Below are 12,738 nucleotides of genomic sequence, written 5' to 3'. Positions count from 1 at the left end.
CGTTCCTCTATTTGATGTATATGTAATTATTTTTCATAGTATAGTTCATAGGACGTACCTGTCCCATCAGGTCCAACACCTCTTTAAGACTTTTGTCACGTCGCACACGTCCGAAAAGCTGTACTTGTGCCAAACTATTGTCTACCTTGATCTCCACCCCATACCAGGCGCTTAATTTTCGGGACAGCTGCTCTACATTCAGGTCGTTCAGATCAAAATACCCCTCTTTCCAGTCGATATAACGGGTAATATCACTGGCCTCGATAATCTTCTTTCCATCGTATACCTGATTAGGCCTGATTCGTACGGAAAACTGGTCCTTTCTGCGCTGTTCCAAACTTGATCCCTGATTGGAGAAAGCCACTGCACCTTCAAGCAATGCCGTTTCATTGTTAATTGTAAAATCCGCATTGAATTTCGTTCCCAATACTTGGATTGTCTGCTTATTACCACGTACAAAAAATGGAACTCTTCTACCCGTTCGCTCTTGTTTGGCAACTTCAAAATAACCCTCACCCCGTAACGCTACCTCTCGAATATCACCTGTAAAACAAATCGGATATCGCAGTTCACTATTGGTATTTAGCCAGACTTTAGTGCCGTCGGCGAGTTGTACATGGGCCGTCCCGCCTGTTTTCGTACGAATTGTATTGTACACGATTTTTGATTTCTGGGCAGGATCAGTTAAATAGATAATCTGATCGTCATTCGTCCGCACGATGCGGTAGCCGCCGGCATTTAAGGTGTCATTACGTTTTAACTTATCCAAGTCGTATTCCGTATTATTTTCCAGTACGACAATGGCATTGGATTTTATAGGTGCCTTGATATCTTCAATGTTTGCATACTGGAAATGAGCAGCCCGTTTGCTCCAATATATAGAGACCGTTGTTGACAACAAAATAAGGATACTTGCAGCAGCCAGCCACTTCCATCTGGATTGTTTTTTGCGTTTTTTGATAAAAGGCATTTTGTTGTCCAGATTTTCCAAAAGCATTAACATCTTTCGATCCTGTGGTTCAGGAAAACGATCCAACTGATCCAACCAACGCTCAACCAAAGCTATTTCCTCCGTAGAACATTCCCCAGCTTGATACTTTGCGAAAAGTGAATCGTCGATCTTCATAGTAATAATTGTTAGTTCAGCTCTAATGCAGCTATACTAAGGTAAACGGCGCTCCCAGACGATTGTCCCTCAAAAAAATAAAAAAAGTAAAAAAGACGAAAAATTAGAGCGTATGATTTTTAAAGTAGATGAATATTGATTGCGTACAGTCTTTTCAGAAAGCCCTAGCATAACTGCTATTTCGGGATTGGAATAACCTTGCAAGCGCAATTTTAGAACCGCTTGATATTGCGGACCATAGCTATGAAGTACAGCGAAGATGGAATCACGAAAGGACTGCGCGCGGATATGCGCATCAGCCTCGTCAAATGCGAATTCACTGGCATAGGATCTAAGATCCTCCAAATAACCCTGTGCGTTATTTTCCTTTGCAAAATAATCTATAATACGACGTCGGAGTGCCGTAAAAAGATAAGCCTTAAAATCATTTTGGTAGTCGATGGAGTACCTGTTGTTCCAGGTGCGAATAAACACATCCTGTACCAGATCTTCACCAGCTTCTTCGCCGACCCGTTTGATCGCGTAAACGAGCAGAGCTGCTTTATATCTTTCATACAGCATATGAAATGCCCCGTCTTGGTTCTTGGAAACCAAAAGGAGTAGTTCCTCATCACTCAAACTTTCCAACTTAGGCATGATGTATTGATTTGGACAAAGATAGTTTTTAGAATTTTTGTATCCAAAAAGATCGCACGATGTGAAAACCGCAATTCCTCGAAAAGCATCCCTGACTATTTTAATTCTTTATAAATATCTTATGTAACTTTTTATTATTGTAAACGCCTCACACGCATTACTTCCTCTAATATGTAATCTGATAACAGTTCAGCAAAAATAGTAAAATCACAACAAAGACTACTAATTAAGTAGATTTTTTATTTAAGCGGTAGAGTAACACGAAGTGTGGGTTCAGCTTGTCTTTAAACATTAAGCCTATTAAGACTTGATTTAAGTATACTTGTTAATCAAAAACTACTTATTATTACTTGAATAATTCATTCCCAATGAAGGAATTAACTTGGTCTCTTTTGTTAAAAAAAGTTAAAAACCAATTTGTCAATTCTTAGGATATGATTACCTTTGCGCAAAATTTTACCTTATTTAGATCAAAACTAAATAAAGAAAAACAGTCTATAAAAATCATATGTATCAATTTTTTACTTTTTTGAGCATCACTTTGCTTTCCTGTTTTGCCCTTCAAGCACAAAATATCCAGGGTATCGTGCATGACAAGAGCACGGGTACGATCGTACCGGGAGCGAGTATAATCATCAAGGAGCGACCACAAAGCGGAACCGTCGCCGACGCTAACGGAAAATTTAATCTTGTTCTTCACAATGGGGAGACCTTGCGGGTTAAAATGGTTGGTTATAAAAGCTTCGAACGTTATTTTTCAAAAGTACAGGACGGACAGCAAATTGAGATTAACCTTGAATCGGGAGTTGCACTGGACGAAGTATTAGTCACAGCAAGTTTGGCCAATTCACGGAGCAAACGGGCAATTGGTACCAATGTCGATCATATTGATGCTGCAGATATTGTCGCTAAAAGTAATCCCTCTTCTCTAGCGGAACTGGTAAACGGAAGAATTAGCGGTGCTCAGGTATACAATACCAATGGAAAAGTGGGTATGCCCATCCGTTTTGATATTCGTTCAGCAGCAACCTTCAGTATGGAACGTGATCCCCTGATCTTTATCGATGGGGTACGTTACGGTAGCAGTAATACTGCTGATGTAAACTCCTCACAGGAAGCTATGAGTGCGCTGAATGACTTACCGATGAACGATATTGCTTCTATCGATGTGATCAAAGGACCTGCAGCAGCAGCTTCGTATGGTGCAGAGGCAGCTAACGGTGTCGTTATTATCCAGACCAAACGTGGCCTGAGCGGTAAAAAAGGCATGGCTGTCAATGTAAAATATACCGGCGGTTTCAGCGAACTCGCCAATAAATACACAAAATATGTCAACAACGATGCCCTGAACAACTTCTTTGATCGCGGTCATCAAAATCAGTTCTATGCCAATTTATCGGCACAGTTTGATCAGGCAAACAGTGTGTTCTTTTCGGCCAACTCCAATACCACTTCAGGTATTATCCCGGGCAACAAAGACAATAGACAGACCTTTCGTGCCGGATACGATTTTACTAAAGACAACTTCAAACTGGGTTTCACCGCTGGCTATGTCAAAGGAAAACTGAACATCCCACAGTCTGCCTCAGGACGTGATGATGCCATCTGGAATCTGATGCGCGATCAGACGCCCTGGCCTTTTATTTCCGAAGAAACCTGGCGTGCTATTGAGAAAAGTTATTCCAATGACCGCTTTACAGGAAGTGTCAAATTAAACTATACGCTTCCTTTTAATATTAAGCTGGAAAGTCTTGTGGGGCTTGACCTCAATCGGATCGATGGGTTGAACTATCTTCCCTATGGTTACCTACAGGGCACAAACAGTACCGGTGCCAAACAGGTCAGTGACCGTAAAAACCAGAATATCAACTGGGATGTCAAGTTGTCGCGCAACTTCGCCCTAGCGGATAAATGGCAGCTGAATCTGGCACTATTATCACAGTTGACGAAATCTACCGAAACTGTCAGCGGTATCAGCGTACGTAATTTTGCTGTACCGGGGATTAGTAACATCTCCTCGGCAGCTGAAATTTTAGGTACAACCGATACTTATTTCGAAAAACGTACCCATGGTATCTATGGTGAGGCATTTTTAAGCTACAACAATCAGTTGTTTATCAATACCGGGGTCAGAAGAGACGTATCTAATATGATCGGTCGGAATGTAGCCAGTATCTGGTACCCCACAGTGAGTGTTGCCTACAATGTGAAACCGTTTGAATTTATGCAAGGTAAGATCGATGAATGGAAGATAAGAGCCGCTTATGGCGAGTCTGGTCGTTTACCTTATCCAAACGATGCGCAAACGGCTTATCTTATTGAAAACTCTTCGTTTGGCACCTTGGTCAGACCATTGCGTAAAGGCAATCCTGATATCAAACCTGAGCGCACCGGTGAGTTTGAGATTGGTACTGATATCAGCTTTTTCAAACAACGTTTGGGCTTTACCTACTATATGCAAAACACACGCGATGCGATTGTATATACCACATTATTGCCTTCTTTGGGCTGGCCCTCCAGTTTGAGTGGAGACTATCCCGAAAATGTGGGTAAAATTCGTGGTAAAGGGATTGAAGTAACTTATAACAGCCGTGTATTTACCAGCAGTAATCAGAAAAACAGTCTGGATCTCTTCGTGATTTTCAATCACCAGTCCAATAAAGTAATCAGCTCAGGTGGAAATGACATTATCAACACGGTCAATCTGATCCGTCCGGGACTCCCAGCATTCTCGTTCTATACAGGTGTATCCGAAGGTGCCAATTTCAATAGCAACGGCGTTTATACAGGGCCTAAAGAAAGCGCACCACAGGTATTGGGTAAACCTTTCCCTACCTATAATGGATCATTTGGGTTCAATCTTCAATTGGTCAATAACCTCCGAATCCAATCTTTGTTTAACTATTCAAAAGGCGCTAAAGTCTATAATATCTCCAATAGAAATGTTGCCAGCCAAGGGAATAACTTCAAGGCAGGCGAGGATCTCAAAGCACTGCTTGCCACGCAGACACCAGGCACGCCGGAGTATATTGCGACAGCAAATGAACTTGCCCAATATGCTGGCCCTCGTGGTAATTTTATTGAGAAAGCCGATTTCATCCGTTTGAGCAATGTCACCATCTCCTATGATTTAGGTGCCTGGGCCAAGAAACAAACCAATGGCCTATTCAAAAGCTGCGTGCTATCATTAACAGGAAACAACCTGTGGCTAACGACCAACTATGGAGGTATCGAACCACAAATAGATTCACAGGGCGGTAGCAAACGTACGCGTGGCATCAGCTATCTATCATCCGACTGGACTGCGGTGCCGGCTCCACGTAGCTATGCCATGAGTGTAAATATTGGTTTTTAAAAATGATAATTATGTCTATCAAAATAAAAGATATTTGGAAAGCAGGATTCGTCTGTATGGCAGTAGTTTCCCTTTCCTCCTGTGACAAGTGGGTGAACGACACCAAGTTGCCGGACAACACCATTGATGAATCACAGCTAAACAACATCGCTATGCTTGGCCGTATCGAAAAAGGTGCTTATGTCTATGGTCCTGTCATCGCCGGTGTATGGCGCGCGGGTGCAACATCCGCGTCAGACCTGTTGGTCGCTTCCGGTGCTATTGTGGATGAAATAGTCCCTACCGCAGTTCCAAACTCTCCTTTTTACAAGGAATTGGATGAAGATAAATTAACCCCGGACAACACTTCACTCTTTAGTGTATGGTCCAATGTGCAAAACTACCGTGCCCGTGCCGAAGATGCTATTGCCAACGCAGAATCTTTAAATCCAACGGATGAAGATGGCATCAAGATCAAACAAGCGGCTTTGGTCAATGCAAGGCTACATGCCGGTTATGCCTGGTTATTGATGGCAGATTATTTCAGTGTCAGCAATAGCAGCCATTCTGTCTATGCTGACCACAAAGAGGTCAGCCATCAGGAAGCCTATACCAAAGCACAGACATACTGGCAACAGGCACTTCCTGCTGCCAGCGATACCGAGAAACGATTGCTTCACGCCCTACTGACAAAGCTGGGAATCCATACTGGCAATTATGCACTGGCTGTGCAGCATATCAACCAGTCGTTTACTGCAACGGAAAACTTCAGCTTTCTTAATACGGTAGGAAATGTAAGCAACGGTTTCTTTAATGCGTTAAATATCAACTCAAGAGATGCGGCCGTTGATCCAAGTTTGGTTGCCGCATCAAAAACAACAGCTGACAAAGCCCGTATTCCGGTTGTAAAAGCCGTCAAAGGACATTGGTCACTGACCTTGTTTAAGGAAAGAGATCCCTTGCTTGTTAGCGATTTTGATGAAATGCAATTGATCCGTGCCGAATTGATTGTTCGCGGACTGATTCCGGGTAATGCCGTGGAACTTGTTAATTCGGTTATTTCAAAATATGATGCCTCCGGAGCATCCAATTATACGCCATCCACAACCCTAACGCTGAATGACATCGTTGTTGTCCGCCGGATATTTTTATCCTGGCGTGGTACACGTATCATCGATCTGAGAAGGTTTAAAATTGATGGTGATGTCAGTCCAGGTTTCACCCAGCGCAAATGGCAATGGATTGGTATACCCGAAATTGAAACACAGTTTTAAGATCATCCTTCCCAGGTAGATCATATCCGAATTGCACTTAAATCTGTGCCATCGTTGGTACATCGGCTTTAGCAAAACCAAAAAACGAAAAGGCCGTGAGAATGAGATATTCTACACGGCCTTTAACATTTATGGGAAATAATGGTACGGTTGATCTTTGGAAAAAGCAATTACAGGGGGGGAGAAATACCGTTATCGCTATGCTGAACAGATCGGATAAAGCTGTGGATTATCATCTGGACAGTAAAAAGTTTCAAATTTCGCCAAATATCAAGGTACGTGATCTTTGGATAAAGAAGAATTTGGGGAGACTGGGCGACATCAAAACATTACGTATTCCGCCTCATGGTATTGTGGTGCTAAAAACGAAATAAACATCATGTATATAGACAGTCTCCAAACACTTAGCCCATTTCGTTGAGGGGTTGAACTATCGTGTCTGAGACTGCTTATTATTGAGGCTCTTACTAGGAAATAGTATGCGTCTTTTCTGTCGTAACGGTATAGTTATCTGAAATGACATTATCCACAAATCTCCATTCTGCATGCGACGCGGCAGCCGTAAATTTCACATGTAGATATCCTCTCTTGTAAAGATTGGCATATTCTAGGTCATCAATTAATACAGAAAAAGCCTGAGCAAGTTCCATTGCTTTTTTAGTATCTGTGGTAATTCCCAAGTAGCTCTCTAATCCAGGTGACGAGACCGAACTACAGGCCAATTCTGTTCCTATAGATCTACCCTGAGCATCTGTCAATTTTCCCAGCCATGCATTGTGTGTATCGCCAGCCAATACTACGACTTTCTTACCTGCTAAAATAGAATACAAACGTTCTCTTTCCATAAAATAGCCATCCCATGCATCTAGATTATAGGGCAGAACCGTTGTAATTCTTGCAATGTCCTGCTGTGTCAGTGTAGGATTTTTTTGCAGGTATCTCGTTTTTAGGATAACCAACTGTCCAATCGCAGCTGAAAGTGCAGCCATTGTAGATGGCTGAGCATTCCCAAAATGTGCTATTTCAGTCATCACTCGGTTCAGCAACATTAAGAGTTCCGCAGGAATCAGCATCTTGGTCATCAGGATCTGTTGCCCCAATACTTTCCATGTTGTCGTATCAGCGTTAATCTGAGTCCCTAACCAAGTCATTTGTTCATTGCCAATCAACTTTCTATTGTTACTGAGCAGATCAGTCTGAAATTGTGTTTGTTTAAAGTTTCCGCTTCCATCTATATAGTTTGTGTAATCCAATTGTTTATCCCGTGCGATTATCCGGGTATCCAGCATATAGAGTGAGATAAGATTACCAAAGGTAAAACTCCTATAAATACGTTGGTCCTTGCCTGTCTTTAGGGGAATATATTCACTATAGGCTTGAAAAGCGGCCATTTTACGGGTATCAAAGCTTCCCTCCTCTGGCTGATGATTTTCAGCGCCAGATCGGTATGCATTATCGGCAAGTTCATGATCATCCCACACACAGATAAATGGTTTTTTCTGATGAAGAAGCTGCAAATTTTTGTCACTTCTATATTGTCTGTATCTTTCTCTGTAATCTGCGAGGTTTACGATCTCTTTAGAAGGCTTGTGCGCTCTACCGAGTTCATTGGTATAAGGATTGGTACCATATTGACCAGGAGCATACTCATAAATGTAGTCTCCGAGGTGTACAACAACATCAGCCTCTGATTTTGCAATCGCTCCATATACGTTGAAAAGTCCAGCTGGAAAATTAGAGCAAGATACCACAGCCATTTTTACTTCATTGACATTATCTGTTTTAGCAGGAAGCGTCAATGTTTCACCAACAACACTTGCTTCCTTAGTCTTGGCATTATAAAATCTATAGTAATATTTTGTATTGGAAGCTATATTCTGAACATCAATGGCTAAAGTAAAATCATTGGTAGCATCAGCCTTCACCTGTCCCCTTCGAAGAATCTCTGAAAAGCTATTCTCTTTACTTATTTCCCAGGTAATTTCAGCATCTGTCTCTACAGAATATCTCGTCCAGATGATTATTCCGGTTGCCGAGGGATCAAAGCTTGCAACACCAGATTCAAATCCACCATTTTTAAGGTTGTCTGGTGCACTATCAATATCTGTGGGGTCATCCGAACAGCTTTCAATAAGCGGTGCTATAAAAACCCCTCCCGCTGCAATTAATGAATTTTTAAGGAATCTCCTCCGGTTGATTTGCTCGTTGTTTTTCATCTCTATTTTTTTAGGTGAAAATACGGCGCCACCGGAAACTACGTGTTAAGCGAATTTTATTTATTCTTTATGTTTCTAATTATATACAAACAGATACATTATACAGGCTCTGTTTTAGCTGAATTTAAAATCTTAAATTAGCGTATCGAAAATAATAATTGACATGCTTAATTTTTTTAAGAATAGCTCCAATTTCCCAAAAGAAAATGATAAAGACCGCATCTGGCTGGATAGCGATCGCTTACACTACCTTGATCATGGTAACGAAGAAGAGGTCAACTTATCTCAATTGCGCTATGCATACGTTCAATTATTGGCTAGAGATCCCTACTTATTTCTATTTGACGATCATCAGCATTATATTCCCGTAAGTTCGCAAGGTTTTTCGAAGGTCTATCCCAAGTTGTCCGAACAATTTGGATTTGATGATACATTATTCTTCCATACCATTAAGCAAAAACAGGATTGCAAGGCCAAAATCTGGATCCAGCAACAAACCCGCAACTATAATATTCTATCCGGTGACTTTGAAGATGACCATATTGGTTTTGAAGTTTATACCCAACCAACGCAATTTATTTCTTGGGATATCTGCTATGCCGACATCGAAAAACTCGGTATTGGACACCAATATGCAAGCGAATATGGGACAATCTATTTCAAAATAGATTACCCGGTTCGTATTGGTAACCTATGGCTGAAAGAACTGGAAATTTACTGCGATGAGATCCCACCGCATGTACCTATTCAAGAATATTTTACGACCATTTATGACGAGTCTAATACAGATAAAAGCTACAAAGACCTCCGCGATCTATGGTTAGATGATGAAGACTATGACGTGGAGGATTATGGCTATGAAAGAGAAGACCAATGCTATTTATCTTTTGATTTTGGCGATCACATCTCCTCCTCCATCTGTTATACCTACGATGATGAGAGCAACTACGACGATGGCGGCACCTCGCTCCATTTTTACAACCAGCGCGATTATCCTTCTCTTTTGGAAAACACAGTATACGATCAACTCATTGAGGTGACCGAACTTGTCACACTGAAAAACAAATGGGACATTAAGGAGGATTCCCGCAAAAATACTGCTGTAAAAAATATTCCCACAAGCATAACACAACAACTAGGAAAGTCAAGTGGCATCTGGTTGGACAAGAAAAATAATAAAATTGGTTTTGCTGGAAGGAAAACAAGCTTAATTTACGATATCGAAGATATTGATTTCTTCGAAATTGAGAATGCCCTACCTGCAAAAGGTCCTGGCTATGCCATACTGCGTGCGAACTTAATCAATGGTAGCTATAACTATATTTTTGAAACCGATACCTACGAACTGGATCCTTATGCAATCACATTGGAAAATTGGACGCATAAAAAAGTCTCAATACCTGAAGCTTATTATAATTGTTAGTGCTAATAAGCTCCTACTTTCCTTCAATCATTTTGAGATTATCGACTACCCGAAATCACCAAACATCTCGACCAGAAGTATTTAGGCTATCTCTGATGTAGTTTAGTACTTCATCATTTTCATCCGACTGCTTTAACCGTTTCCGAAGGTTTACTAACCAATCTTCCAATGCCTCAGCGGGTGATTCACCATTTCCAAAAACACCCTGATGCGGATCTGGCCCTAATAAGCACCAATAAGACGTTTCTTCAATGAATACCACGGGACGCAACTCCCTGATTTCTTTGGGCAGTTTTGGCGCCTCATAATCGATCGGAACGATCTTTTCTTGCGCTATTCTCATTTGTTTCATTTTCCTTTACAATTTTTTAAGCTCCGCTTCCGGCCAAGTAATTAACTCCTTTAGCAGATAGGTCTTCGGCTCGGTCTCGTCAGCGAATTGCTCCAAGAACTCCGGTAGATCTCCTTCGACTTTTAAAAGCTTCCCATCCTGCAAGACATCATAGCCTTCTGCCAACCATTGCTCTATTTTCTTTCTATTGATTTGAGTATGTTCCATAGTAAAATATTTAAGCTTATGCTATCGTAAATATGTTTCCAATAAGTTCTTCAATCCTGTATTTATCAAATGAACAATATTCAAGCGGATATCGTTTTACCAAGTTAGGTTGAATCCCCAAGAATTCGATTTTAATATAATAAGGAGCCTAAATATTATCATCAAGGATTAAGAGCAGCATAAAACAAAAATAATTCACTTATAATAAAATAGTTAATAAAAAAAACCATTTTTAACCAATGAAAAACCGCCACTTGGCAAAGTATTTGTTATAACAGCGAAAGTTTTCAAATCGAAAACTTAACACTAACATTTTTTAAAATATCATGAAAAAAGTACTTCTACCTATTCTGACACTTTTTACATTCTTATTTGTCATCAATGGAGAGGCAAATGCACAAACACCTTATCGTACAGCTCTTGGTCTCGGTATAGACCTTGGCGATGGCCAGACACTATTTGGTCCACAGATAAAACACAGTTTTGGCAGAAATGACGCCGTAAATGCACAAGTATTATTCGGAGATAACATTACAGTTGTAGGTGTAGACTATTCGTACAACGAACGTATACGGGGAACCCGTGGCCTATCGTGGTATGTTGGCGTAGGTCCTCAGGCATCGTTTATCGACTATGGCAAATGGCATGGCGACTGGGATGATGACTACCATTGGAAAGACGGAAACACACACACTCATTTTGCAATCCGTCCAGCTTTGGGTTTAGAGTTTAGAATTCCTTCAGCACCTTTGGCAATGCATTTTGACTGGAAACCTTGGTGGAACTTATCTCATGGATCGAATTTCGAGGCTTCCCGTTTCTCATTGGGATTCAAATTCGTTTTAAAATAAAAATAGGATATTCAGAAACAAAAAATCCTGCAGGCACTACGTCCATGCAGGATTTTTATTTTTAAGGTACTTCGACCTATACTTCTCCACTCACAATCTACCCTGCGTTTATCTGCAACGATAACACAAGAAGATTCATTTTTTACATCGTCTGTTTTTTCATATAATCAGTAGCCAGTTGGATATATACTGAAGTTGCTTCTTTTACAGCTTGGCTAAGCTGGTCGAAAGTAATGATCTCCGGGATTCCCAAGACTTTGGCAAAATCAATCACCAAAGGAACATCGGGTTTGATACCTTCTCCTATTCCGTAGAGCTTTCCTGTACGGTCTTTAATGACACTGGTTGTCAAATTGATCATGTAGTTATTTCCAACAGCAAACTGATCATTACCGGAAGTCCGACCATTTGTCTTATGACCCATAATAGCCGCATTTTTCTGGCCTTTAAAATGAGCCGCAAAAAACTCGCCCGAACTCGATGTAAACCTACTGACCAATAAAACAATAGGTACATTTTTATTTTTTATAGCAATCGGTGGCACCTTATCATATTCCAGGTCAAATAACTTGGCCCATTTTTGATCGTGATCATTCAGATTATTCATTCGTACATTTTGTTTGGATTCAACACCCGCTCTATCCACAACCGAATAAGTGCTGTCGACATCGATCAAATCCGCAAAGTGCCAGATCATCGGAAAAATGCTCCCTCCATCGTTTTCTCTCAGATCGATGATCCAACCTTTTGGCTGCTGCGCGTCCAATATTTTTAGCTGTGCTCCAATCGTATCCACATATTTCCGTTGTTCGTAAAGTACCCCTGGGATCCGAATATAAGCATATTGGTCTTTCGTCATAAAGTGACTGAAAACTTTGGGTGGAAAACCGGCGTCCTTATCGGTCATGCCCGCCATTCTTACAAATAATTCCTGTTCAGCCTCCTGATTTTGATCAACTTTCTCAAAATAAAGATCGGAATGACCATCCTTTAATTGACTTAAGATCTTTTTAAAATGAGGTTCCAATGCATTAATATCCGACATTATCTTTGTCTGTTCAATAAAAAGGGGCCGAATAGAATCCCATTTGATCAACGCCCCATTATATGCATGCCGCTGGACAGTATCTAAAAATGCATTGGCAAGTTGACTCACCGATGAGACCTGGGCATAGGACCGGACAAAAAAACCGGTTAAAATCAGTAAAAAAAGGACTATTTTCTTTTGCATCTGGTTAATAATTATCCCTCTAATGAGATAGCACTAAATTAGATTAAAAATATTTCTTTAAGCGTAACTAGATTGAAATATTTTGCAC

11 protein-coding genes are annotated in these 12,738 nt (G+C 40.8%); 5 read left to right on the top strand and 6 right to left on the bottom strand.

The annotated features are described in order from the left end of the window. Window positions 1-7 precede the first annotated feature (7 nt). Both OGI71_RS24675 and OGI71_RS24670 read right to left on the bottom strand, forming a co-directional pair. Window positions 8-1,126 (bottom strand): FecR family protein, encoded by a 1,119-nt coding sequence (locus tag OGI71_RS24675; protein WP_282252735.1) that lies wholly within the window; start codon window positions 1,124-1,126, stop codon window positions 8-10. A gap of 69 nt (window positions 1,127-1,195) precedes the next feature. Next, window positions 1,196-1,762, bottom strand: a complete 567-nt coding sequence (locus tag OGI71_RS24670; protein ID WP_282252734.1) for a sigma-70 family RNA polymerase sigma factor — start codon at window positions 1,760-1,762, stop codon at window positions 1,196-1,198. A 508-nt stretch (window positions 1,763-2,270) separates the two neighbouring features. Between OGI71_RS24670 and OGI71_RS24665 the strand changes: the two genes are divergently transcribed. The 3 genes from OGI71_RS24665 to OGI71_RS24655 all read left to right on the top strand — a co-directional run bounded on the left by OGI71_RS24665 (window position 2,271) and on the right by OGI71_RS24655 (window position 6,744). Beyond that, window positions 2,271-5,117, top strand: a complete 2,847-nt coding sequence (locus OGI71_RS24665) for a TonB-dependent receptor (RefSeq protein ID WP_282252733.1) — start codon at window positions 2,271-2,273, stop codon at window positions 5,115-5,117. Window positions 5,118-5,128: 11 nt separating this feature from the next. Beyond that, a complete protein-coding gene (locus OGI71_RS24660) occupies window positions 5,129-6,370 on the top strand; it encodes a hypothetical protein (RefSeq protein WP_282252731.1) in 1,242 nt (413 codons plus the stop codon). A 101-nt stretch (window positions 6,371-6,471) separates the two neighbouring features. Then, complete coding sequence (locus tag OGI71_RS24655; RefSeq protein ID WP_282252729.1) at window positions 6,472-6,744, top strand: hypothetical protein; 273 nt, start codon at window positions 6,472-6,474, stop codon at window positions 6,742-6,744. A 93-nt stretch (window positions 6,745-6,837) separates the two neighbouring features. Here the strand turns inward: OGI71_RS24655 and OGI71_RS24650 are convergent, their stop codons facing one another. Next, window positions 6,838-8,586, bottom strand: coding sequence for an alkaline phosphatase D family protein (locus tag OGI71_RS24650; RefSeq protein ID WP_282252727.1), 1,749 nt, complete (start codon window positions 8,584-8,586; stop codon window positions 6,838-6,840). A gap of 163 nt (window positions 8,587-8,749) precedes the next feature. Between OGI71_RS24650 and OGI71_RS24645 the strand changes: the two genes are divergently transcribed. Next, window positions 8,750-10,009, top strand: a complete 1,260-nt coding sequence (locus OGI71_RS24645; RefSeq protein ID WP_282252726.1) for a hypothetical protein — start codon at window positions 8,750-8,752, stop codon at window positions 10,007-10,009. A 55-nt stretch (window positions 10,010-10,064) separates the two neighbouring features. On the opposite strand, the gene OGI71_RS24640 is transcribed toward OGI71_RS24645, so the two are convergent. Both OGI71_RS24640 and OGI71_RS24635 read right to left on the bottom strand, forming a co-directional pair. Then, window positions 10,065-10,361, bottom strand: coding sequence for a hypothetical protein (locus OGI71_RS24640; RefSeq protein WP_282252725.1), 297 nt, complete (start codon window positions 10,359-10,361; stop codon window positions 10,065-10,067). 6 nt (window positions 10,362-10,367) lie between these two features. Next, a complete protein-coding gene (locus OGI71_RS24635; protein WP_282252724.1) occupies window positions 10,368-10,568 on the bottom strand; it encodes a hypothetical protein in 201 nt (66 codons plus the stop codon). 326 nt (window positions 10,569-10,894) lie between these two features. Here OGI71_RS24635 and OGI71_RS24630 point away from each other — a divergent pair, with 326 nt between their 5' ends. Next, window positions 10,895-11,419 (top strand): hypothetical protein, encoded by a 525-nt coding sequence (locus OGI71_RS24630; RefSeq protein ID WP_223580784.1) that lies wholly within the window; start codon window positions 10,895-10,897, stop codon window positions 11,417-11,419. Window positions 11,420-11,561: 142 nt separating this feature from the next. On the opposite strand, the gene OGI71_RS24625 is transcribed toward OGI71_RS24630, so the two are convergent. Continuing rightward, a complete protein-coding gene (locus OGI71_RS24625) occupies window positions 11,562-12,650 on the bottom strand; it encodes a S41 family peptidase (RefSeq protein ID WP_282252723.1) in 1,089 nt (362 codons plus the stop codon). Between the last annotated feature and the right edge of the window lie 88 nt (window positions 12,651-12,738).

Source organism: Sphingobacterium sp. ML3W, from assembly GCF_029542085.1.
Classification (GTDB): domain Bacteria; phylum Bacteroidota; class Bacteroidia; order Sphingobacteriales; family Sphingobacteriaceae; genus Sphingobacterium.
The sequence above is the reverse complement of the archived record's forward strand: the minus strand, read 5'-3'. Positions and strand labels throughout refer to the sequence as shown.